The sequence below is a fragment of the Rhodobacter sp. NTK016B genome, from assembly GCF_017303295.1.
In the GTDB taxonomy this organism is placed as follows: domain Bacteria; phylum Pseudomonadota; class Alphaproteobacteria; order Rhodobacterales; family Rhodobacteraceae; genus Pararhodobacter.
Map to the genome: position 1 here is coordinate 1 of NZ_JAFKOK010000012.1, position 21325 is coordinate 21325.

At 66.6% G+C, this 21325-nt stretch carries 21 protein-coding genes and 1 tRNA gene; 8 read left to right on the top strand and 14 right to left on the bottom strand.

Going from position 1 to position 21325, the window contains the following annotated elements; genetic code table 11:
- The 5 genes from JI664_RS15865 to JI664_RS15885 form a co-directional block, all read right to left on the bottom strand.
- A partial coding sequence (locus tag JI664_RS15865; RefSeq protein ID WP_207014746.1) for an ABC transporter ATP-binding protein occupies positions 1 to 999 on the bottom strand: 999 nt, incomplete at its 3' end.
- A complete protein-coding gene (locus JI664_RS15870) occupies positions 992 to 1723 on the bottom strand; it encodes an ABC transporter ATP-binding protein (protein WP_207014747.1) in 732 nt (243 codons plus the stop codon). The genes JI664_RS15865 and JI664_RS15870, both read right to left, overlap by 8 nt.
- On the bottom strand, positions 1720 to 2643 hold the full coding sequence (locus tag JI664_RS15875) for a branched-chain amino acid ABC transporter permease (RefSeq protein ID WP_207014748.1): 924 nt from the start codon (positions 2641 to 2643) through the stop codon (positions 1720 to 1722). The genes JI664_RS15870 and JI664_RS15875 overlap by 4 nt, the downstream gene beginning before the upstream one ends.
- Entirely contained in the window at positions 2640 to 3506 is an 867-nt protein-coding gene (locus tag JI664_RS15880) for a branched-chain amino acid ABC transporter permease (protein WP_207014749.1), read from the bottom strand. The genes JI664_RS15875 and JI664_RS15880 overlap by 4 nt, the downstream gene beginning before the upstream one ends.
- Positions 3507 to 3580: 74 nt before the next feature.
- Positions 3581 to 4789, bottom strand: a complete 1209-nt coding sequence (locus tag JI664_RS15885) for an amino acid ABC transporter substrate-binding protein (RefSeq protein ID WP_207014750.1) — start codon at positions 4787 to 4789, stop codon at positions 3581 to 3583.
- 527 nt (positions 4790 to 5316) lie between these two features.
- On the opposite strand from JI664_RS15885, the gene JI664_RS15890 reads away from it, so the two are divergent.
- A complete protein-coding gene (locus JI664_RS15890) occupies positions 5317 to 6462 on the top strand; it encodes a lytic murein transglycosylase (protein WP_207014751.1) in 1146 nt (381 codons plus the stop codon).
- Between the two features lie 57 nt (positions 6463 to 6519).
- Positions 6520 to 7731, top strand: a complete 1212-nt coding sequence (locus tag JI664_RS15895; protein WP_207014752.1) for an FAD-dependent monooxygenase — start codon at positions 6520 to 6522, stop codon at positions 7729 to 7731.
- 69 nt (positions 7732 to 7800) lie between these two features.
- Here the strand turns inward: JI664_RS15895 and fahA are convergent, their stop codons facing one another.
- Together fahA and hmgA are read right to left on the bottom strand one after the other, a co-directional pair.
- Positions 7801 to 9057, bottom strand: coding sequence for a fumarylacetoacetase (gene fahA / locus JI664_RS15900; protein WP_207014753.1), 1257 nt, complete (start codon positions 9055 to 9057; stop codon positions 7801 to 7803).
- Between the two features lie 117 nt (positions 9058 to 9174).
- Complete coding sequence (hmgA, locus tag JI664_RS15905; RefSeq protein WP_207014754.1) at positions 9175 to 10542, bottom strand: homogentisate 1,2-dioxygenase; 1368 nt, start codon at positions 10540 to 10542, stop codon at positions 9175 to 9177.
- A 268-nt stretch (positions 10543 to 10810) separates the two neighbouring features.
- Here hmgA and JI664_RS15910 point away from each other — a divergent pair, with 268 nt between their 5' ends.
- The 6 genes from JI664_RS15910 to JI664_RS15935 all read left to right on the top strand — a co-directional run bounded on the left by JI664_RS15910 (position 10811) and on the right by JI664_RS15935 (position 15526).
- Positions 10811 to 11248: a MarR family winged helix-turn-helix transcriptional regulator gene (locus tag JI664_RS15910; RefSeq protein ID WP_207014755.1), complete on the top strand. Its 438-nt coding sequence runs from the start codon at positions 10811 to 10813 to the stop codon at positions 11246 to 11248.
- On the top strand, positions 11245 to 11604 hold the full coding sequence (locus tag JI664_RS15915; protein WP_207014756.1) for a CidA/LrgA family protein: 360 nt from the start codon (positions 11245 to 11247) through the stop codon (positions 11602 to 11604). Before JI664_RS15910 ends, JI664_RS15915 begins: the two co-directional genes overlap by 4 nt.
- Positions 11597 to 12313, top strand: coding sequence for an LrgB family protein (locus JI664_RS15920; RefSeq protein ID WP_207014757.1), 717 nt, complete (start codon positions 11597 to 11599; stop codon positions 12311 to 12313). The genes JI664_RS15915 and JI664_RS15920 overlap by 8 nt, the downstream gene beginning before the upstream one ends.
- 198 nt (positions 12314 to 12511) lie before the next feature.
- The gene (locus tag JI664_RS15925) at positions 12512 to 12979 is read left to right on the top strand and encodes a GAF domain-containing protein (protein ID WP_207014758.1); all 468 of its coding nucleotides are present in this window, start codon (positions 12512 to 12514) and stop codon (positions 12977 to 12979) included.
- Between the two features lies 1 nt (position 12980).
- Positions 12981 to 14021, top strand: coding sequence for a saccharopine dehydrogenase (locus tag JI664_RS15930; RefSeq protein ID WP_207014759.1), 1041 nt, complete (start codon positions 12981 to 12983; stop codon positions 14019 to 14021).
- A 125-nt stretch (positions 14022 to 14146) separates the two neighbouring features.
- On the top strand, positions 14147 to 15526 hold the full coding sequence (locus JI664_RS15935) for an MATE family efflux transporter (protein ID WP_207014760.1): 1380 nt from the start codon (positions 14147 to 14149) through the stop codon (positions 15524 to 15526).
- On the opposite strand, the gene JI664_RS15940 is transcribed toward JI664_RS15935, so the two are convergent.
- The 7 genes from JI664_RS15940 to JI664_RS15970 form a co-directional block, all read right to left on the bottom strand.
- Positions 15412 to 16188 carry a glycosyltransferase family 2 protein gene (locus tag JI664_RS15940; protein WP_207014761.1) on the bottom strand — a complete coding sequence of 259 codons (777 nt, stop codon included), beginning with the start codon at positions 16186 to 16188 and terminating at the stop codon, positions 15412 to 15414. The genes JI664_RS15935 and JI664_RS15940 overlap by 115 nt on opposite strands.
- Complete coding sequence (locus JI664_RS15945; RefSeq protein ID WP_207014762.1) at positions 16185 to 16760, bottom strand: DedA family protein; 576 nt, start codon at positions 16758 to 16760, stop codon at positions 16185 to 16187. The genes JI664_RS15940 and JI664_RS15945 overlap by 4 nt, the downstream gene beginning before the upstream one ends.
- Entirely contained in the window at positions 16760 to 17890 is a 1131-nt protein-coding gene (locus JI664_RS15950) for a ceramide glucosyltransferase (RefSeq protein ID WP_286174133.1), read from the bottom strand. Before JI664_RS15950 ends, JI664_RS15945 begins: the two co-directional genes overlap by 1 nt.
- Position 17891: 1 nt before the next feature.
- Positions 17892 to 18701: a UDP-2,3-diacylglucosamine diphosphatase gene (locus JI664_RS15955; protein WP_207014763.1), complete on the bottom strand. Its 810-nt coding sequence runs from the start codon at positions 18699 to 18701 to the stop codon at positions 17892 to 17894.
- Positions 18702 to 18974: 273 nt separating this feature from the next.
- Positions 18975 to 19952, bottom strand: a complete 978-nt coding sequence (argC, locus tag JI664_RS15960) for an N-acetyl-gamma-glutamyl-phosphate reductase (RefSeq protein ID WP_207014764.1) — start codon at positions 19950 to 19952, stop codon at positions 18975 to 18977.
- A 417-nt stretch (positions 19953 to 20369) separates the two neighbouring features.
- A tRNA-Lys gene (locus JI664_RS15965) sits at positions 20370 to 20444 on the bottom strand.
- Between the two features lie 167 nt (positions 20445 to 20611).
- A complete protein-coding gene (locus JI664_RS15970) occupies positions 20612 to 21322 on the bottom strand; it encodes a response regulator (RefSeq protein ID WP_207014765.1) in 711 nt (236 codons plus the stop codon).
- Between the last annotated feature and the right edge of the window lie 3 nt (positions 21323 to 21325).

The following is a 21325-nucleotide window of genomic DNA, read 5'->3' on the forward strand; positions in this document are numbered from 1 at the left end:
GATGGCCTCGAGCGCCGCGCGCAGGCTGTCCGAGCGGCGGGCCGTCGCCGCGTCGCGTTCGGCCTGCGTCGGCGGCGCTGTGCGGGGCGCGGCCGAGACCGGGCGCACGGCTTTGCGCCCCGCGCTAGCGACGATGGCGTCGATATCGAGGCCCGAGATTTCGTTCGATGACACGCTGCGCAGCGGTTTCGCGCGGACCTGTGGCGTCGTGGGCACGGGTGCGGGCGCAGCGGTTGTCGGGGCCGCAGCACCGGGTCTCGCGGCGACCGGCGGCGTGGTCGCATGGCCCGCCGCGCCGCCCAGATAGGCCGTCTGCACCGCCGGGTCGTGCAACAGCGCCTGCGCCGTGTCCTCGCGCAGGATGCGGCCGTTTTCCAGCAGGTAGCCCCGGTCGGCAATCGACAGGCTCAGCTTGGCGTTCTGTTCCACCAGCAGGATGCCCAGTCCCGCATCGCGCACCGTTTTCAGCGTCTGGAACAATTCCTTGGCCAGAAGCGGCGACAGGCCGAGGCTGGGTTCGTCCAGCATCAGGATCTCGGGGTTCGACATCATCGCGCGGCCGATGGCGACCATCTGTTGTTCGCCGCCCGACATCGTGCGCGCGGCCTGCCCGGCGCGTTCACTGAGCTTGGGAAACAGCGTCGTCAGGCGGTCGAGATTGGCCTGAACCTCGTCGCGTGCGCGGGCGGGGTTGCCGCCCAGCACGAGGTTCTCGCGCACCGTGAGTTCGCCGAAAATACCGCGCCCTTCCGGCACCAGCGCCAGCCCGCGATCCACGACCTTGTGCGCGGGCAGGCCCAGGACCGGCTCGCCGTCGATCGAGACTGCGCCGCTCGCCTGCCCCTCGCAGATCCCGGCGATGGCCTTGAGCAGCGTGGATTTCCCCGCACCATTGGCGCCCAGAATGACAACGATCTCGCCGGGTTTCACCCGCAGCCCGACCTCTTCAAGCGCGATATGCTTGCCGTAGCGAACCGAGAGATTGCTGACCTCAAGCATCGTCGTCTCCCAGATAGGCGCGGATGACCTCGCGGTCGGACAGGACCTCGGCGGGCGTGCCCTCGGCGATCTTGGCGCCCGAGGACATCACCACGCAGCGGTCGCACAGGCTGCGGATCGCATCCATGACGTGTTCCACCAGAATGATCGTGCGCCCCTCTTCGCGCAGCGAGCGGATCAGCGCGATGCCGGTGGACAGCTCGGTCGGATTAAGGCCCGCCAGCCATTCGTCGAGCAGCAGCACTTTGGGATCGCTTGCCAGCGCGCGCGCCAGTTCGACCCGCTTGGTGTCGATATAGGTCAGCGCCGAGACCGGCATTCCCATCGCCTGACCCAGCCCCAGCCGGTCCAGCAGGCCGCGCGCGAAATGCTCGGCCTCATGGCCCCAGCGGCGGCGATGGCCGAAGGCGGCGCCGGCCATGACATTCTCGATCACGGTCAGTTCGGGCAGCAGGCGGACCAGCTGAAAGGTCCGCGCCACGCCCAGCCGCGAGACCTTGTGCGCGGGTTTTCCCGCCAACTCCGCGCCGCGCAGCCGTATTGAGCCCGCGCTCGGCGCGAAACTGCCCGAGATCATGTTGATCATCGTCGACTTGCCCGAACCGTTGGGGCCGATGATGCCCATCACCTCGTGTTCGGCCACGTCGAAGCTGACATCGTTGACCGCGACCAGCCCGCCGAAGCGTTTGGTGACGTTGCGCGCTTCCAGAATGGGGCGGGTCATGGCTGGCCTCCGTAGCGGCGGCGCAGCCGGTCCCACAGGCCCACGAATCCGCCGGGCAGCACGTAGACGATCAAGAGGAAGGCGATGCCCAGCAAAAGCAGCGTCTGGTTGGGCGCCTGCCTTGTGATGACCTCCCACAACAGCGTGAAGGGGATCACCCCGGCGATCGGCCCCCACAGGCGTCCGGTGCCGCCCAAAAGCGCCATGATGACGACCTGAAAGGACAGAAGCGGCGCGAAGGCGGTGGCGGGTTCGATATAGATGTAGCGCGGCGCCAGCATCGCCCCCACGGCGGCGGCCACCGCGCCGGGCACCATGAACAGCGCGACCTTGGCCAGCGCGGTGTCGATGCCCAAATGCTTGGCGACCGTCTCGTCATTGCCGATGATCCTGAGCGCGAAGCCCAGCCGCGAGCGCCCGATCAGCCAGCCCAGCAGATAGACCAGCGCGCCCAGCCCCACGAGCATCCAGTAGATCTCGCGCTCGGTGATCGAGGTCAGGACATACATGCCGCGATGGCCGGTCTGGTTCTGCACCCAGGTGACGACCTGACGGACCATTTCGGCCAGGCCCAGCGTGAAGATCACGAAATAGACCCCCGACAGGCGCAGCGTCACCAGCCCCACCAAGGCCGCCAGCACCGCGCCGATCCCGGCGGCGATCAGCGGCAGGGCCCAGAAGGGCAGCGACTGAAACCCGAGGCCGGTGACAAAGGTGCCGACCCCGAAGAATGCCGCCGTCGCCAGCGAGATGTAATGCGTTGGGCCAGAGAAAAGCGCCCAGCTGGTCGCCAGCACGGCAAACATCGCCATCGTCGTGCCCATCGTCAGCCAATAGGGGCTGCCATAGACCGGCAACAGCGCGCAGAGCGCCAGAAGCGCTGCGGCGATGATGAAATTGCGGATCTCGCGCGTTGTCATCCGCGGGCCTTTCCGAACAGACCCTGCGGGCGGAACAGAAGCACCAGCAGGAACAGAAGATAGGCCGCCGCCAGCGTCAGGCCGGGATCGATGAGCCGCGCAACGGCGGTTTCGGCGATGCCGAGGATCACCGCCGCGACAATCGTGCCGCGAATATCGCCGACGCCGCCCATGATGATGATGATCAGCGCCTTCATGGTGAACAGAACGCCAACCGAGGCGTCGAGCGTGAAAAACATCGACACCAGCGCGCCGCCCGTGGCGGTGACTGCGCCGCCCAGAGCGAAGGCCAGCGCCGAGGCCGCGCGCACATCGACGCCCACCAGCGGCGCGGCGGCGGGATTGACCGAGACCGCGCGCAGCTTCAGCCCGGTGCGGGTAAAGGTCAGCCACAGCCACAGCGCGCCGCCGATCACCACGGCCAGCACGAAGGCCACGACCCGGTTCTGCGCGTATGAGCTTGAGAAGATCTCGACCGGCTGAGCAAGGAAAGCATAGTTGAAATAGCCGCCGCCGAAGGCCCAGGTCATGATGCCGACAAAGGCAAAGGACATGCCGAAGGTGGCAAGGATGCTGTCGACCTCGAGCGCGCCGCGGCTCTTCGCACGGGTCACCAGCGGTTGCAGCATGATCCGGTACAACAGCCAGTTCACCACGAAGGCGACAGGCGCGATCACGATCAGGCCGACGACCGGGTTGATCTGGCCTGCGGTGTAGAACCAGAAAGCGGCGAAACCGCCAGCGACCAGCATCTCGCCATTGGCCAGATTCATGATCCGCGCGACGCCGTATTGCAGGTTCAGCCCCAGCGCGATCAGCGCATAGGTGCCGCCCAGCAACAGGCCGGTTATCAGGATGAACATCGACTGCGTCCGATCAGCTCAGGAAGGGGCGGGTCAGGAAAGGGGCGGCGCCCGACGGCACCGCCCGCATCCGGTCAGTTCCAGCCGTCGAAGGTTTCGACCTCGGTCACGCCGTCGCGTCCTTGCGAGGCAACGCCCCGGAACACGCCGTCCTGCCACTGGCCCACGGTCCAGTAGCGTTCGTTGTCGTTGTTCTCGTTGAAGTTCACCGGTCCGAGGATGGTCGCGTATTCATGCGACTGGTCCTGCAGGTATTCCAGCACGGCGGCGCGGTCGGTGGTGCCGGCGCCCTCGATCGCCTGACCGAGAATTTCGAGCGCGGCATAGGTCGCAGCCGAGGCCCAGTAATCCGGCGCCTGTCCGGCCATCTCCATATGCGCCTGCGCGAATTCCTGGAACGCGGGATCGTCGGCATTCACGCCGCCCATGCCCAGAACGCCCTCGATCTGATCGCCGAACCGCTCCTGATAGGCCGGGAAGGCGGTGGCGACGGCGGTGAAGAATACCTGCGGCGCGAAGTTCTGCACGATGGCCTGATCGGTCAGCGCGAACGTGTCGCCGGGATAGGACCACGCGATGAAGGCATCGGCTTCAGCGGCGCGCGCGCCATCGATCACCGGGGCCAGATCCTGCGTTCCCAGCGGATACGAAGTCTCGTAGACGATTTCGAACCCGTTCTCCTCGAGGATCGCCTTCGAGATACCCGCCATTTCGATGCCGAACGCATCGGCCACGTTGACCAGCGCCACCCGGTCGCCCAGATCGCCGCGCTCGCGCATATCGACCAGAAGCTGCGCGGTATCCTCGGCCATCACGCTGGTGCGGCCCAGCACAAAGAACATGTTGGGGAATTGCGCGGCCAGCGCGGGCTGCTGATCGGTCACGGCGGTGCCGGTGATCATCGGATAGCCGAGCTGCGCGAAGATCGGCGCGGCGGCAAGGTTCAGGCCGGTCGAATAGGGGGCAACCATGAAGTCGACCTCGTCCTGCGTCGCCATGCGCTGGGCGGCCTGAATCGCCTGCTGCGGGTTGGTCTGGTCGTCGTATTCCACCAGCTCGATGGTCATCTGCTGGTCGCCGACCTGAAGCCCGCCGTCCTCGTTCGTCTGCTGCACCCAGAGCCGAACGGCGGGCCAGTGGGTCACGGTGGCCCCGCCCGCAAGCGGGCCGGTCTGCGGCGCGGCGGCGCCCAGCAGGATCGTGTCTTGTGCCCCGGCCGCGCCGAGGCTGCCAGCGAACAGGGCGGCGGCAGCCGCACCCGTCATGATCGTTCTGCGAATCATGGTCTCTCTCCCTGTTATGTCGAAACCGGCTTCGGGGCCGATCCCGTCTTTCGTCCTTCGCGAATGCGGTCCGTCTGTCGCGGCGTGGTCCGTCGTGACCGATGCCAGTCGCAGATCCGTCGCCGGGTTCGCGTCAAGGTCTGGTGCCTCCCTCCCGAAGCACGCTGAGTATTCATACTGGACGAGCCGGGATTCTTTTCAAGTCCCTGTGATCACGAATTCGCACCCTGGGGGAATAAGTCCGGTGCTGATTGCCAGAAGTCACTGATACCAAAGGTATGCCTGAGATCACGAAATCGCAGAAACGCGTTAAACTGCCGCATAAGCGCAGCCAGTTCCGGCGATCAGCCCGGCTTAATCTCTGTGATGTTCACGCGTTAAATGTATACATCCGCTCTGCGATTCGGTTCACAGACGCCTTCCCGCCGGTTGACGCGCGGGCGTTCGCCGGTGCGGAAATGGGTCATTGCGTGACCGGCCAGTTCTGGGCACCATGGGGCAAAACGCATCGAAAGGTGAGCAGAACGATGCAGATGAACCGACGCCTCTTCGGGCTGGGGCTGGCAAGCCTTGGCCTTTCCGCCTGTTCGCGCTCTGTCGCAAGCCGCCTGAGCACCGACGCGCCCGACACCCTTCCTCCCGACCTGTTGCCCGCGCCCAACGCGGATTACGACGCATGGGTCGCCGCCTTCCGTTCGCGGGCGATGGAACAGGGGATCTCGGCCTCGACCCTGAACACCGCCTTTCGCGGCGCGGGCTTCCTGCCCGGGGTGGTCACGCGCGACCGCAGCCAGACCGAGTTCCGGCGCTCGCTGGAAGATTACCTGTCCATCGCCGCTTCGGACGAGCGGGTCGAAAAAGGCCGTCAGGCGCTGGCGAGACATCGCACGACGCTCGAAGCGATCGAATCCGATAGCGGTGTCAACAAAGAGATCGTCACGGCGATCTGGGGTCTTGAGAGCTTTTATGGCGAGCGGCAGGGCCTGATCCCGGTGATCTCGGCGACGTCGACGCTGGCTTACGAAGGCCGTCGCGGGCGCTATTTCGAACGCGAGCTGATCGCCGCGCTGAGGATCGTGCAGAACGGCGATATCCCGGCGCGCCAGATGACCGGCAGCTGGGCGGGGGCGATGGGTCATACCCAGTGCATGCCCACGGTTTTTCAGGAATACGCGGTGGATTTCACCGGCGACGGGAGGCGCGACATCTGGTCTGCCGACCCCTCCGACGCGCTGGCCACCACGGCGGCCTATCTGCGCCGCCACGGCTGGACCCGCGGTCTGCGCTGGGGCGGTGAAGTCGGGCACGGTGAGCCCGAGGGGACGATCATTCAGCCGCAGGAAGGCGGGCCGCGTTTCTCGGTCACCCGCAATTTCCGGGTCATCAAACGCTATAACCCGTCGGACGCCTATGCGCTGGGCGTGGGGCATCTGGCCGACCGGATCGGCGGCGCGGGGCCGCTGCGCGGCACCTTCCCGCCTGACGAATACGGCCTGACCCGCGCCGACCGGATCCGGCTGCAAGAGCGTCTGACCGCGCGCGGCTTCGACACGCAGGGCGCGGACGGGGTGATCGGTGACAACACCGAAGCCGCGATCCGCGATTTTCAGGCCAGCCAGGGGATGGCGGTCACGGGCACGCCCTCGCAGGATCTGCTGCGGCGGCTGGGCTAAATCCGCGATTCCCGATCCCGGATCCGCCGGGACGGGGGCCGCGACAAGGGGAGGCGGATGGCCAGAATCCTGATTGCCGGCGCCGGTATCGGCGGCTTGTCGGCCGCGCTGAGCCTGCAGGCATCGGGGCACAGCGTGCAGGTCTTCGAGTCGGTCGCGCAGATCCGGCCGCTGGGGGTCGGTATCAACGTGATGTCCTCGGCGGCTTTGGTTCTGCGCGAACTCGGTCTGGCCAAAGCGCTGGACGAGACCGCGATCCGGACCCGGTGCATCGAGTACCGCACGCGCTTTGGCCATCTGATCCAGTCCGATCCGCGCAACGTGGAGGCCGGGTTTCCCGCACCGCAATATTCGATCCATCGCGGCGCACTTCAGTCCCTGCTGCTGCGTGCCCTGCAAGAGCGCGCCGGCGAGGGTGTGGTCGAGACGGGGCGCCGCGTCAGCGGTTACCGTCAGGATGCCGACGGGGCCGCGTTGATCTTTGCGGATGGCCGGATCGAGCGTGGCGATCTGATTATCGGCGCCGAAGGCCTGCGTTCGCCCCTGCGCGCGCAGATCCATCCGGATGACGGGCCGCTGAATTACGAAGGCACAATGATGTTCCGGGGCGCGGTGGAGATGCCGGTGATCGGCGACGGGCGCACGATGGTCATCGCCGGCGACCACGATTGCAAATTCGTCACCTACCCGATCAGCGAACAGGCCCGGCGCAAGGGACGCGCGCTGACCAATTGGGTGGCCGAGATCCGGCATTCCGCGCCGCGTCATATCGACGATGCCGATTGGCGGCGCGGGGCGACGATGGATTACATCACGCCATTCCGCGATTTCCGAATGCCCGACATGGATATCGCCGCGATCCTTGAGGCCACGGACAACGTGACCGAATTCCCGATGATCGACCGCGATCCGCTGCCCTTCTGGACCGATGGACGGGTCACCTTGCTTGGGGATGCCGCGCATCCGATGTACCCGATCGGCGCCAATGGCGCGAGCCAGGCCATTCTGGATGCAAGCGCGCTTGCCGCGGCTTTGGCAGAGGATCCGGGGCCGGGGGGCCTGAAAACCTATGAGGCCGCGCGCTTGCCCGTCACCACGAATGTCGTCCGCGCCAACCGTCTGGGCGGGCCCGAGCAGGTGCTCGACATCGCGGCGGCGCGGGTGACGGGGCCCGAAGACCGGATCGAGGATCTGATTACCAAAGAAGAGCTGGAAGAGGTCGCCGCGAATTACCGCCGGATCGCGGGATTCGACAAGGCGGGCGCATGACCCCATAGCGGCGCCTGCTGGCTTCCGGCGCGACCGCAGGGGCCGCGCCGGGAAAGTCGTATCGCGGGTTCAGCGCGCGAAGGGATCGGCCAGAGCGGGCAGCACCATGCCGGAGCAATCGCCGAAGCCGATCGTGTAGCCGTCGCCGTGGCAGACGCCCTTCAGGGTCAGCGTGTCGCCGTCCTCAAGGAAATTCCGCGTCTCGCCACCGTCCAGCGTCACCGGCTCCTTGCCGCCCCAGCTGAGTTCCAGTAGCGAACCACGGCTTTCCTTGGTCGCGCCGGAAATGGTGCCCGAGCCCAGAAGATCGCCCGCCCGCATCGGGCAGCCCGAGGTCGTGTGATGCGCCAGTTGCTGGGCCGAGGAATAGTACATTTCCTTGTAGTTCGTGCGCGTGATCTCGGTCGCCTTGCCGCCTTCGGGCGTCAGCTCGACCGAGAGGTCGATGTCATAGAGCATCGGCCGCGGCTCTTCGAGATAGGGCAGCAGTGGCTTCTCGCGCTCGGGCGTCGAGGCGCGGAACGGGGCGAGCGCGGGCTTGGTGACGATCCACGGGCTGATCGTCGTGGCCGTGGCCTTGGCCTGGAACGGGCCCAGCGGCACGTATTCCCAAGCCTGGATGTCGCGCGCCGACCAGTCGTTGAGCAGCACATAGCCAAAGATCATGTCGTCGGCTTCTGCCACGGTCACGGGGCCGCTGGACGGTTTGCCGACGATGGCGCCCATTTCCAGTTCCAGATCGAAGCGCGCACAGGGGGCGAAGTGCGGCGCGTCATCCTGCGGGCCTTTCAGCTGACCCCAGGGGCGGCGCACCCCGGTGCCCGACACGACGACCGACGAGGCGCGGCCGTTATACCCGATCGGGATATGCAGCCAGTTGGGCGGCAGTGCGTTCTCGGGCCCCCGGAACATCGTCCCGACATTGAAGGCGTGGTTCTTGCCGGCATAGAAGTCGGTGTATTCCGAAACCCGGAACGGCATATGCATGGTCACGCCCGACAGCGGGTGCAGGTATTGCGCGACCTGATCTTGCGTCGACGCATTGTCGGACAGATGTCCCAGAAGCGCCGAGCGAAGTTTTTCCCATGTCTCGGGGCCCGCTTCCATCAACGGGTTCCAGACGCCGCTTTGCAGCAGTTGGGTGTCCGAAATCCGCAGCAGCCCGGCTTTTTCCATGCCCGCCACGTCCAGCACCTGATCGCCGATGGCGACGCCGCAGCGGGGCTGCGTGCCGGGCGTCGAGAACACGCCGTAAGGCAGGTTGTTCAACGGAAAGGGGCAATCGGCGCTGTTGGCGCTGTCAATCCAGCTACGCATGAGGGTCATGTAAAGTCCTGTCGGTCGTGTGTCTTTGTGGCGGATACCTGGTTCAGATAGGGCCTGAACCGGGTCTGTGCTAGGGCGCGGGGCGCGCAGATGCGACCGGGGCCGCCTGCGGCGCGATCACTTGATGCCGGGTTTGCCGTCGAATTTCTTCTCGAGCGAGTTCCAGCATTCGAGATATTCGTCCTGCAGCGGCGCCTCGGTCGCGGCCCATTCCGTCAGGTGCTGCGGGAAGCGGGTCTCGAACATGAAGGACATCGTGTTGTCCAGCAGATGCGGCTTCAGATCGGAATTCGACGCCCCTTCGAACGCGTCACGGTCGGGCCCGTGCGGCAACATGCAATTGTGCAGGCTCAGCCCGCCCGGCTGGAAGCCCTGCGGCTTCGCGTCGTACTGGCCATAGATATTGCCCATCAGCTCGGACATGATGTTCTTGTGATACCACGGCGGGCGGAAGGTGTTCTCGGCCACCATCCAGCGCTCGCGGAACAGCACGAAATCGATATTCGCAGTGCCTTCCTGACCCGACGGCGCGGTCAGCACAGTGAAGATCGACGGGTCCGGGTGGTCGAACAGGATCGCGCCGACTGGCGAATAGGTGCGCAGGTCGTATTTCACCGGGCAGTAATTGCCGTGCCACGCCACCACATCGAGCGGCGAATGGTCGATGAAGGTCTCGTGGAACTGGCCGCACCACTTGATGACCACGCGGCTTTCGACCTCGCGATCCTCGAAAGCGGCGACGGGCGTCTTGAAATCGCGCGGGTTGGCAAGGCAGTTCGCGCCGATCGGACCCCGGTTGGGAAGGTCGAATTTCTGGCCGTAATTCTCGCACACGAAGCCGCGGCAGGGGCCTTCCAGAACTTCGACCCGGTATACGAGGCCGCGCGGCAGGATGGCGATTTCCTTGGGTTCAAGGTCGATGATCCCCATCTCGGTGCAGAACCGCAGACGGCCTTCCTGCGGCACTACCAGCAGCTCGCTGTCGGCCGAATAGAAATACTCGTCCTCCATCGACGCGGTCACAAGGTACACATGCGTGGCCATGCCGACCTGCGTGTTGACGTCGCCCGCCGTCGTGACGGTGCGCATGCCGGTGATCCACGAATAGCTCTCGCCCGCGCCCGGCATCGGCACCGGGTCCCAGCGATACTGGCCCAAGCTGATCACATCGGGCAGCACATGCGGCGCGGTTTTCCAGCCCGCGACCTCGATCTTCTTGAACCGCGCGGTGTGCTTGACCGAGGGGCGGATGCGGTAGCACCAGGTCCGCTCGTTCTGGCCGCGCGGCGCGGTGAAGGCGGTGCCGGAAAGCTGCTCGGCATACAGCCCGTAATTGCATTTCTGCGGGCTGTTCTGCCCCTGCGGCAGCGCGTCAGGCAGGGCCTCGGTTTCGAAATCGTTGCCGAAGCCCGGCATATAGCCCTCATGCGGACCGTTATGGGTCGTGGCACGGATCATGCCTTTCGGCAGGCTCTGGTCGGTCATGGCTGACTCCTGTTAGCGGCGTTCGGCCCGCACCCCGAAGGGCGGGCCTGTGCAGGTCCTGCCCAAACATTTATTGCACATGCAACAATGTCAAGCCCCCGGTCAGGCATGTGGTCGGGCATGTGGTCGGGCGAGGGGGCGGGCGGTCGCGTGTGTTGCCGCCTTGCTGGATTGTCCGGCGTTGATAGGCCCCGCAGCCTGCGTCGCATTGATTTCGGCAGGCGAGTGTGATCCGCTTGCGCACCCTTTCCCCGCCATACCGGACCCGATGACTGACGCCGACAGATTTGATCTCAACGACTTCCTTCCCTATCGGCTGAACGCCGCCGCCAGCCGGATCAGCCGGGCCTTTTCCGAGCGCTATCGCGAAGAATTCGGCATCTCGATCCCGGAATGGCGCGTGCTGGTGCATCTGCATCATGCCGGCGACGTCTCCGTCCGCGATATCGAGGCGCGGGTCGATATGGAGAAATCGAAAGTCAGCCGCGCCGCCTCGCGGCTGGAAACGGCGGGCTATATCACCAAGGGCGTGAACGATACCGACCGCCGCCTGCTGGTCCTCAGGCTGACCGACAAGGGCGAGGCGCTGGTCGCCCGCCTGCTGCCGGTGGCGATGGAATACCAAGACGAGATGCGCGCGCGCCTCGGTCCGCTGGCCGCGGGGCTCGAAGCCGGGTTGTCTGCGCTTCTGTCGGACGAGGCATGATCCGCGCGCTGGCGCTGATCCTGCTGTGCCAGCTCGCCGGCGAAACCGTCGCGCGCGGCCTGTCCCTGCCGGTGCCCGGCCCGGTTCTGGGTATGGTGCTGCTGCTGGGCCTGATGACAGCCTTTGAAACACTCGCGCAGCAGGTGAAACCCGTAGGCGAAGGGATCCTCGCGCATCTCTCGCTGCTCTTCGTTCCGGCCGGGGTGGGGGTCGTCGGCCATCTTGGCACGCTCGGCCCGCAGGCGCTGGGGCTGGGCGTGGCGATCCTCGTCTCGACCGCGCTGGCGATCGCGGCAGGGGCACTGGCCTTCACGCTGGTGGCGCGCTGGACCGGAGGGGTGGGCGAGGATGCGTGACGTGGCCGATATCTGGTCCTACCTCGCCGAAGGGCCGCTATTGTGGCTCACGCTGACGCTCGTTGCCTACAGCCTTGCCGAGACCATCGCCCAGGCGGCGGGACGCCATCCGCTGGCCAACACGGTCCTGATCTCGGTGATTTTGCTCGGCCTGATGCTGTGGGCCACCGCGACGCCCTACGCCACCTATTTCGAGGGCGCGCAATTCGTGCATTTCCTGCTGGGCCCGGCGACCGTCTCGCTGGCGATCCCGCTCTATGCGCAGGGCGCGCGGCTCAGGCGCGCGGTGCTGCCGGTGCTTGCGGGCGTCGGCGTGGGCTCGCTCGTTGCGGTCACCTCGGCGCTTGCCATCGCCCGCGCGCTGGGCGTGGACATGCCGACACTGGCGGCGCTCGCCCCGAAAAGCACCACGGCGCCGGTCGCCATCGGCATCGCCCAGTCGCTGGGCGGCTCGCCCACGCTGGCGGCGGTGCTGGTGATCCTGACCGGCATCACCGGCGCGCTGATCGCCACGCCGCTGCTGAACGCGATGGGCCTGCGTGACTGGCGCGCGCGCGGCCTTGCGGTTGGCACCGCGGCACATGGCATCGGCACGGCGCGCGCGTTTCAGGTGCACCCTACGGCCGGCGCTTTCGCCGGGATCGGCATGGGCCTGAACGCGATCCTGACGGCGCTTCTGGCCCCGGCCGTGCTGCATCTTTTCCAATAGGTCCCGCGCAGGCGGAGAGCGCCGGGGGCCAGCCCCCGGACCCCCGGGATATTTATCGAACAAAGATGCGCGGATTTTGGCCGCGGGCATCTCTAATCCGAAAGTATCCTGGGGGTGGATGGGCGCAGCCCAGAGGGGGCAAAGCCCCCCTTCCTTCCGTCGTTCCAGCGTGGCACATCTTCGGCAAAGGAGGCGCCGATGCCCGATTACCCATCCCTTGCCGCGACGATCCGTGCGCTGACGCAGGGCGAGACCGATCAGGTCGCGCTGATGGCGACGTTGGCCTGCGAGGTGCATCATTTTGATGATCGCTTCGACTGGACCGGGTTCTACCGCGTGACCGAGCCCGGGTTGCTGAAGATCGGCCCCTATCAGGGCGGACATGGCTGTCTGGTGATTCCGTTCGACAGGGGGGTCTGCGGGGCTGCGGCGCGCACGGGCGAGGTTCAGCTCGTTCCCGATGTCGAGGCGTTTCCCGGCCATATCGCCTGCGCGTCTTCGACGCGCTCCGAACTGGTCCTGCCAGTTTTCGACCGGGCGGGGGCGGTGATCGGCGTGTTCGATATCGACAGCGACCGGCCCGATGCCTTCACCCCTGAGGATGCGCGCGAACTGGCGGCGATTCTTCAGGAAACCTTTGCCAAAGAAACCGTTGCCGGAGGCTGACATGGTTCATCTGTGGGTCCGGGCCGAGCAGCGGCCCAACGAAGAGCGCGTGGGTCTAACGCCCGAAGGGGCGGCCGCATTGATTGCCAAGGGCTTTCGCATCACCGTCGAGGAAAGCCCGGCCCGTGCCCTGCCGTTGCAGCCCTATCTGGAGGCCGGTTGCGGGATGGCTCCCTTCGCCAGTTGGCCACAGGCGCCGGCCGATGCGATCATTTTCGGGCTCAAGGAACTGCCCGCCAATGGCACGCCGCTGATGCACCGGCATATCTTGTTCGGCCATGCCTATAAGGGGCAGCCCGATGGTCCCGCTTTGCTGGCGCGGTTCCGCGCCGGGGGCGGCGTGCTTTACGACCTCGAATCGCTGGTGGACGAAAGTGGCCGCCGTGTCGCCGCTTTCGGCTACTGGGCCGGGTTCGCCGGTGCGGGGGTCACGGTCAAGGCCTGGGCAGCACAGCAGGCGGGCGGGATCTGCCCGCCGGTCGCGCGCTACCGCGATCAGCAGGCGATGGTGGCCGAACTGGCACAGGCTCTGGACGGGCGGCAGCCGCGCGCCCTGATCATCGGCGCTTTGGGGCGTGTCGGTCGCGGGGCGGCCGATCTGCTCGGGGCGCTGGGTCTGTCGGTAACCTGCTGGGACATGGCCGAGACGGCGTCGGGCGGGCCGTTCCCCGAGATCCTTGAGCATGATCTGTTCTTCAACTGCATTCTGGCCCGGCCCGGCTGCCCGGTCTTCGTGCCGCATACCGCGCTGGCCGCGCCGCGCAAGCTGACCGCAATCGGCGATATCGCCTGCGATCCGGGCAGCGCGTATAATCCGGTGCCGGTCTATGACCGCGCCACCGATTGGGAGGCGCCGGTGATCCGCGTGCAGGACGCGCCGCCGCTCGATGTGATGGCGATCGACAACCTGCCTTCGCTTCTGCCCGTCGAGGCGTCCGAGGATTTCGCCGCCCAGTTGTTGCCGTATCTGATGGCGCTGGATACGCCCGAGGCCGGGGTCTGGGGCCGCGCGAAGGCCGAATTCGAGCGTTTCACAGGTTAAAAAGGTCCGGTCGGGGGTTTTCGAATCTGTGCTTTACGGGCATAGAAAACGGCCCGGCAGACGTGCCGGGCGTTTTCATTGGTGAGCCGATGTCTGCCCCTCCTGAATTGCCGGAGACCGCTCCGATGACGCCGCCGCCCGGTGGCGCGACCCTGCCCCCGACGCCTGTACGTACCGGGTTCCGGACCAATGCGCGGGCCGTGCTGGTGCTGGGCCTGCCTTTGGTCGGCAGCCACGTGGCGCAGTTCGCGCTGCATGTGACGGACACGATCATGCTGGGCTGGTACGGCGTTACCGACCTTGCGGCGGGGGCGCTGGGGGCCACGGTGTTCTTCGTGCTGTTCACGCTGGGGATCGGGTTCTCGCAGGCGGTGATGCCGATGGTGGCGACCTCGGCCGCGTCGGGCGAGGATACCGAAGTGCGGCGCGTGACGCGGATGGGGATGTGGCTGTCGCTGATCTATTTCGTGATCGTGCTGCCGTTCTTCCTGTTCTCGGCGCCGTTGCTGAACCTGCTGGGGCAGGATCCCGACGTCGCACGTCTGGGCGGCGGCTATCTGGCTATCGTCGGCTGGGGATTGGCACCGGCGCTGCTGGCGATGGTGCTCAAGAGCTACCTCGCCGCGCTTGAGCGCACGCAAGTGGTTCTGTGGGCGACGCTTCTGGGGGTGGCGGTCAATATCGGCGTCAACTGGGTGCTGATCTTCGGCAATCTGGGCTTCCCCGAGATGGGCGCGCGGGGCGCCGCGACGGCCTCGGTACTGGTGCAGCTGGTGACGCTGGGGGCGCTTCTGGCCTATGCGCTGTGGCTGCCGGCGCTGCGTCACTATCAGCTTCTGGTGCGCTTCTGGCGGCCCGACTGGGCGGCTTTGCGGCAGGTCAACGCGCTGGGGCTGCCCATCGGGCTGGCGCTTCTGGCCGAGACCGGGCTTTTCGCGGCCTCGGCGGTGATGATGGGATGGCTGGGCAAGGAGACGTTGGCCGCGCATTCCATCGCGCTCGAGATCACGGCGATGTTCTTCATGGTCCATCTGGGTCTGTCGAACGCGGCGACCGTGCTGGTGGGCCGCGCGCGCGGACAGCGCAATCCCGAGGCTTTGCGCGCCGCCGCGACTGCGTCGGTGATCATCTCGCTGATTTTTGCGGTGGCGACGATGGGCGTGTATCTGATCTTCTCCGAACAGATGGTCGGTCTGTTCCTGAAACCCGACGATCCGGCGCGCGTCGTCATCGTGCCTCTGGGCGCCACGCTGCTGTCGGTGGCCGCTTTGTTCCAGCTGGCGGATGGCGGGCAGGTGATGGCGATGGGGCTCTTGCGGGGGATGCAGGATACCCGCCAGCCGATGGTGATCGCCGCTGTGTCCTACTGGCTGATCGGGCTGCCCGCGGGCTATGCGCTGGGCTTCATCGTCGGCTGGGAGGGCATCGGTGTCTGGTTGGGTCTGGTCGCCGGGCTGACCTGCGCCGCGATCGCGCTGCATGTGCGGTTCTGGCGGTCGATCTGAGCGCATAGCCAGCGGATCTGCGACACCAGCTCGCCGGGGGGCTGACAGCGCAGGATGTCGCGGATCATGCCCGCATCCGAGACGAGGCCGCGCCAGAGGCCTTGTTTCTGCGCCTTCCACGGGCTTGAGACGCCGCGCCAGCCGACCACGGCGACGCGCGCGTCGCGGGACTTCAGCGCGCGGTTAAGGAAGACTTCGAAGCCGAAGGCGGGCAAGCCGGACAGATGCGGGGCGACCTCTTTGAGCAGCGCCACGGGCAGCACCCGCTCGCCCGAGATGTAATCGACCCCAAGCGCCTGCCACAGTCCCGGCGCGTTGCCGCGCAGCGACAGCGTGGCCTGCGCCTGACCGACCAGAACGGGCGCGGCAAGGCGGGTGATGTCCTGCGCGGTCAGCCCCACCAGATCGGCATCGAGCAGCATGACGTGCTCGCCCCTCAGTGCGGCGATGCCTGCGGCCAGTGCCGCCGTCTTGCCGCCATTGACGGGCAGCGCCAGCACCTCGGCCCCCATGGCGCGCGCGATCCGGGCGGTGCCGTCGGTCGAGCCGTCATCGACCACAAGGACGCGGTCCAGCATCGGATGGCCCAACGCCGCGCGCAGAACGGCGGGCAGGCGCTCCGCCTCGTTCCAGGCGGGGATGAGGCAGGTCAGGCGGCTCATACACGCTGCATCCGCTTGCGATGCACCCAGACGGCCAAGCCAAGCACGGCGGCGAGGGCCACGACCACCACGGCGCGGTCGAGCCAGACTTCGGCGCGCTGCCAGCGGTCGCCCAGCCACCAGCCAAGCGCGACCAGCGCGCCGCTTTTGATCGCAGTGGCGCCCAGATTGACCACCACGAATTTCGCGAACGGATAGCGCATTGCCCCCGCCGCCATCAGCACCGCGAACCCGGCGCCATGGGTCAGCTTGCCCAGAACCAGCAGCCTTACGCCGTGATCGGTCAATTCGTGGCGCAGGCGGCGTTGCAGCGCCGAATCGGGGTTCAGGACGCGCGCGCGCAGCCGTTCGGGCAGCAACCCTCCGCCACGCATACCGACCCAGTACAGCACCATGTCGCCGAACAGATCGGCAGCGATGACGATGGCCAGCACCGACCAGACATTGAACAGGCCCGCGCCGCTCAGCGATCCGCCGAGAACCGACATGATCGGCCCCTCGATCACCGCGAGCGGGGCCAGCAACAGCAGGCCGTGGTCCTGCACGAGGGTTAGGATCTCAGGATTGGTCATCATTCCGCAGGTGAAAGCGCCGGTTCACGCCCGGCTTCGGCCTCGACATTAGAGCCCATGGCGGTGCCGCGCCAATCAAATCCCCGCCGCGCGAAGGTCGCGAGCCACAGCGCGGGCAGCATCGCGTCGCGAAGCGGCAGGACGGCGATATCGCGCCACCCGGAAGGCCAGTGCGCGCGCCGCATCAGCAGCGCCTCGGCACCGTACCACACCACCAGATAGCTCAGCGCGGTCAGCGGTCCGGCGGCGCTCAGGGCCATCAGCGCGGGCAGGGCAGCGCCGTTCAGGATTTCAAGCGTGAAGAGACGCGGAAAGGCATCGCGCCGCACCCGGCTCCAGCGCAATTGCCGGTCCCAGACCTGCCGCAGGCGACGGTATCCGATCGGCTGGGCGAAGGGGGCAGGCGTCAGTCGCACGTTCAGCCCCAGCCCGCGTACCATCTTCGTCGCCGTGGCGTCTTCGGCCATGTGACGGCCCAAAGCGGCGAAACCGCCGGCGCGCGCGATAAGCCCGCGATGAGTGAACATCGTCTTGCCCTGCGTGAACCCGTGCCCGAGGCTGTCGGCGGCCAGTTGCAGCCGCGCCTGATTGGCGTTGAGCAGGGCGCATTCCAGATGCCCGCCCCAGCCTTCGGGCCTGATCCCCACCGGCGGAGAGGAAACGAGGCCGGTCCCCGCAGCCCAGCTTGCGACCACGCTGCGCAGGTAGTCGCGCGGCAATAACAGGTTCGCATCGGTCATGCAGATCCAGTCCGATTCCGCCGCCTGCCAGCCCTTCCACAGGTTGTTGAGCTTGGGATTCGACGTGATCGGATCGCTGCCGATCAGGATCCGGGCGGGAATTGCCGGATGACGCGCGATCAGCGACCGGACCAGCGCGATCGCCGGGTCGTCGGGTGTCTGGGCGCAGAAGATGATTTCGTAGTCGGGATAATCCTGCGCGAAACTGCTTTCGAGGGTCTCCGCATCGAACGGATCGATCCCGCAGACCGGCCGCAACAGGGTGACGCGGGGGGTGCCGATCTCGGGCCGGGGCGGGCGCGGACGCCGCAGGCGGTGCAGCGTCAGCGCCACGCTGGCCAGATGAAGGGCAAGGAACAGCGCCGCGAGCAGGGCCAGCAACAAGGGCATGTCAGGCCTCCACCAGATCGCCGTTGGCAGAGGTCGGCGCCGGGACGGGGGCGGGCTCCGGGTGCGGCGCGGTCAGCAGTTGCAGCGCGCCGTCGAAGCTCTCGATCACGCCGCTCACGCTGTCGACCCAGTCGCCGCAATTGGCATAGACCAGCCCGTGTTCGTCATGCAGCGCGGCAAGGTGGAAATGCCCGCAGATCACACCGTCCAGCCCCTCGGCCCGTGCCAGATCGACCAGCCGCTTTTCATGCGTGCGACTCATATGGGTGAGCGTGCTCAGCCAGACCAGCAGCGTTTCGATCGTGCTGCGGGCCTCGCCGGGCGATTGCCGCCAGAGCCGCTTCAAACCCCGGTCGAGACTGCGCAGCGCGTGGTCGATGCGGCTGCCCAGACGGGTGAACACATGCGCGCGGAAGAACCGCGAATCGACGCAATCGCCGTGGATCACCAGATAACGGCGACCATCGGCGGCGTGGTGGATGATGCGGTCCTGCGCCGCCGCGTCGGGGCGGGCCTTTGCGGGCGCGCGCTCGGGCCGGGGATCGTGGTTGCCGCGCAGATAGATCAGCGTGGCGCCCTCGGCCTTGCGCTGGTTGAGATGGTCGACGACCGCCTGATCTTCGGGCGTCCAATGCGGCAAGAGCGGCTGCCAGAGATCCAGCACGTCGCCCACCAGCACATAGGTTTCGGCGCGGTGGGCCTTGAGGAAATCGAGCACCCGTTCGGGCTGCGCACCCAGCGCACCGAGGTGAAGATCGGACAGAAACAGCGTGCGGCAGGCGCGCGGGGAGGGGCGGGAGATATCGGGCATCGGGAACCTGCGTCTCGCGGTAGTCGCGGGCAACCTGCCGGGGCCTCACTACGGTTGCGTGACGGTTTGATGGCGTTTCTGCAACGCAGCGGCGGGAAATGGCCCTTTGTCACGGCCCCCTGCCGGATATGTGGCACCCGGCGCGCCGTTGCTTGAAGCAAGACATGCCCTCGCGGACATCCGCGAAGGCGTTTTCGAGGCGTCAGCGATCCGGGAGAAACCGGCGGCCCGCGAGACCGCGCGCCGCCGGGCAGGCACGCTGTGAGCGCCCGCTCACGGCCAGATCGGCGCGCCCTCCAGACCCGCTGTCTCGGGCAGGTCACAGATCAGGTTTGCATTCTGCACCGCGTGACCGGCTGCCCCCTTGCCGAGATTGTCCACGACCCCCATCGCGATCACCAGTTGCCGATCCGGGTCAGCGGCATAGCTGACGAGCGAAAGGTTCGAGCCGCTCACCCATTTGGTCTGCGGCGGGCGGTCGGTCACGCGGACGAAGGGGCGGTCGGCATAGAAGCTGCGCGCCGCATCGAGGCATTGCTCGGTGCTGGCGCTGCCCCGGCAATAGATGGTGACGAGCAGGCCCCGCGTCATCGGCACCAGATGCGGGGTAAAGACCAGCCCTGCGGCACTGCCCCCGCTCAGTTGCGCGATGGTCGTTTCCATCTCGGGCATATGGACATGTCTGAGCAATCCATAGGGCTGCAGATTCTCGTTCGTCTCGGCATAGCCGAACCGGCTGTCGCCCCCGCCCCGCCCGGCGCCGGAGATCCCGGTCTTGGCGTCGATCACGATATTGCCCGGCTCGATAAGCCCGGCCGTCAGCAGCGGCGCCAGCGCGGTCAGTGTTGCCACCGGAAAGCAGCCGGGATTGGCGATGCGGGTGCGGCCCCGGATCCGCTCGGGCCAGATGTCGGCCAGACCATAGGCCCACCCGTCGACATACCGATGATCGCCGCCGATATCGACGATCTTCACGCTGTCGGAAACCCGTGCCAGAGCCTCGGCAGAGGTGCCGGTGGGCAGCGAGGCGAACAGGATATCGAGATCGGGCAGGGCCTCTGGATCCCATTTCTCGATCACCAGCCCGGCCAGCTTATGGGGCACTCCGGGGAACCGGTCGATCAGCGGGCGGCCCGCGCTGCTATCACCTGCGGCGTAGACGAGGTCGAAAGCGGGATGGCCCGCGATCAGGCGCAGCGCTTCGCCGCCCCCGAAACCGCTGATGCCGACGATGCCGACGCGAATGCTCATAAGTATGTCCTTCCATTGTTCGGGAAAAGAAAGCCCCCGAAGCCGAGGGCTGCGGGGGTTCAGGAACGCGGATCGAGGGGGGTCGTCGGCGGTATCTACGAAAGACCGGATACCTTGCCGAAAGCCACTGAACGACGCGCAGCCCGAAGAGCCACCGCTTGAAGGCGGCAACGGCGTCGATCGAAAAGGGGCTGGTTCCCGAACATGAAGGCAGGAATGTCCGCCGCGATGCTCTGCGTCAAGCGCTTTGTGGGGGCGCGGCGTGTTGCCTGTGGGGCGGGTGCGAATCGGTCAAAGGGACTTTCTGCGCGCCAGACGTCCGACAAGACGCCGCCGAATACGTCCGGCAGGCCCGCCCCGAACCAACCGCTTAAACGCCCAGCGCCCAGGCATTGTTGCCTGGGCGCTGGAAGAAAATGGTGAGCCGGATAGGGATCGAACCTATGACCAACTGATTAAAAGTCAGTTGCTCTACCGCTGAGCTACCGGCCCACGATGCGAGGCTAACTAGAAAGAACTGCGACCGGGGTCAAGGCGTAACCTGCCATTTTTTTGCATGAGTTTGCAGGTCTGTATTCCGGAACGTCGCGTCGAGCGGCGCAAGGGTCGCCACAGGGTCGCCGAAGACGGCACGCTGCCTCTCCCGGTTCAGCCCGCCCTCAGCCCGCGGTCAGCATATATCCCTCGCCCCGAACCGTCTGCAGATAGCGCGGTCGGCGCGGATCGGCCTCGATCTTGCGGCGCAGACGGGTGATCTGCACATCGATCGCCCGCTCCTGCGCGGGATCGGCGCCCAGCCCCCGGTCGCGTCCCAGCTGATCGACCAGCGCCTCGCGGCTGACGACCTGCCCGTGGCGCTCGGCAAGGATTCGCATCAGCGCGGTTTCGGTCTGGGTCAGCCGCACCGGATCGGTCCCGTCGCGCAATTCGCCCGTCTCCATCTCGTAGCGCAGATGGCCGAGAATCAGCACATGCTGGGCCACGGCATTGGTCTCGGGCTTGGGCGAGCGGCGCAGGATGGCATTGATCCGCAAGACCAGCTCGCGCGGCTCGAAGGGTTTGGGGATGTAGTCGTCGGCTCCGGCCTCGAACCCGGCGATCCGGTCTTTCGCCTCGCCCCTCGCGGTCAGCAGGATGACGGGCGTTCCCATCTCGCCGCGCAGCCAATGCGTCAGGGCCACGCCATCCTCGCCCGGCATCATCACGTCGAGCACGATCAGATCGAAGGCCAGCCCGGTCAGCAACCGGCGCGCCTGTGCGGCATCGCGCGCGGCGGTGACAAGGAAACCCTGTTTGACCAGATACCGCTTGAGCAGATCGCGGATACGCGCGTCGTCGTCGACGATCAGCAGATGGGCTGCATCATTCACGGA

What these genes read in the sequence shown, in the direction of transcription:
- JI664_RS15885 (WP_207014750.1), bottom strand. Translation starts at nt 4,789, where the DNA reads ATGATTCGCAGAACGATCATGACGGGTGCGGCTGCCGCCGCCCTGTTC.
- JI664_RS15880 (WP_207014749.1), bottom strand. Translation starts at nt 3,506, where the DNA reads ATGTTCATCCTGATAACCGGCCTGTTGCTGGGCGGCACCTATGCGCTG.
- JI664_RS15915 (WP_207014756.1), top strand. Translation starts at nt 11,245, where the DNA reads ATGATCCGCGCGCTGGCGCTGATCCTGCTGTGCCAGCTCGCCGGCGAA.
- JI664_RS15895 (WP_207014752.1), top strand. Translation starts at nt 6,520, where the DNA reads ATGGCCAGAATCCTGATTGCCGGCGCCGGTATCGGCGGCTTGTCGGCC.
- argC (WP_207014764.1), bottom strand. Translation starts at nt 19,952, where the DNA reads ATGAGCATTCGCGTCGGCATCGTCGGCATCAGCGGTTTCGGGGGCGGC.
- fahA (WP_207014753.1), bottom strand. Translation starts at nt 9,057, where the DNA reads ATGACCCTCATGCGTAGCTGGATTGACAGCGCCAACAGCGCCGATTGC.
- JI664_RS15930 (WP_207014759.1), top strand. Translation starts at nt 12,981, where the DNA reads ATGGTTCATCTGTGGGTCCGGGCCGAGCAGCGGCCCAACGAAGAGCGC.
- JI664_RS15950 (WP_286174133.1), bottom strand. Translation starts at nt 17,890, where the DNA reads ATGCCCTTGTTGCTGGCCCTGCTCGCGGCGCTGTTCCTTGCCCTTCAT.
- JI664_RS15890 (WP_207014751.1), top strand. Translation starts at nt 5,317, where the DNA reads ATGCAGATGAACCGACGCCTCTTCGGGCTGGGGCTGGCAAGCCTTGGC.
- JI664_RS15910 (WP_207014755.1), top strand. Translation starts at nt 10,811, where the DNA reads ATGACTGACGCCGACAGATTTGATCTCAACGACTTCCTTCCCTATCGG.
- JI664_RS15875 (WP_207014748.1), bottom strand. Translation starts at nt 2,643, where the DNA reads ATGACAACGCGCGAGATCCGCAATTTCATCATCGCCGCAGCGCTTCTG.
- JI664_RS15955 (WP_207014763.1), bottom strand. Translation starts at nt 18,701, where the DNA reads ATGCCCGATATCTCCCGCCCCTCCCCGCGCGCCTGCCGCACGCTGTTT.
- JI664_RS15920 (WP_207014757.1), top strand. Translation starts at nt 11,597, where the DNA reads ATGCGTGACGTGGCCGATATCTGGTCCTACCTCGCCGAAGGGCCGCTA.
- JI664_RS15925 (WP_207014758.1), top strand. Translation starts at nt 12,512, where the DNA reads ATGCCCGATTACCCATCCCTTGCCGCGACGATCCGTGCGCTGACGCAG.
- JI664_RS15940 (WP_207014761.1), bottom strand. Translation starts at nt 16,188, where the DNA reads ATGAGCCGCCTGACCTGCCTCATCCCCGCCTGGAACGAGGCGGAGCGC.
- JI664_RS15935 (WP_207014760.1), top strand. Translation starts at nt 14,147, where the DNA reads ATGACGCCGCCGCCCGGTGGCGCGACCCTGCCCCCGACGCCTGTACGT.
- hmgA (WP_207014754.1), bottom strand. Translation starts at nt 10,542, where the DNA reads ATGACCGACCAGAGCCTGCCGAAAGGCATGATCCGTGCCACGACCCAT.
- JI664_RS15945 (WP_207014762.1), bottom strand. Translation starts at nt 16,760, where the DNA reads ATGACCAATCCTGAGATCCTAACCCTCGTGCAGGACCACGGCCTGCTG.
- JI664_RS15870 (WP_207014747.1), bottom strand. Translation starts at nt 1,723, where the DNA reads ATGACCCGCCCCATTCTGGAAGCGCGCAACGTCACCAAACGCTTCGGC.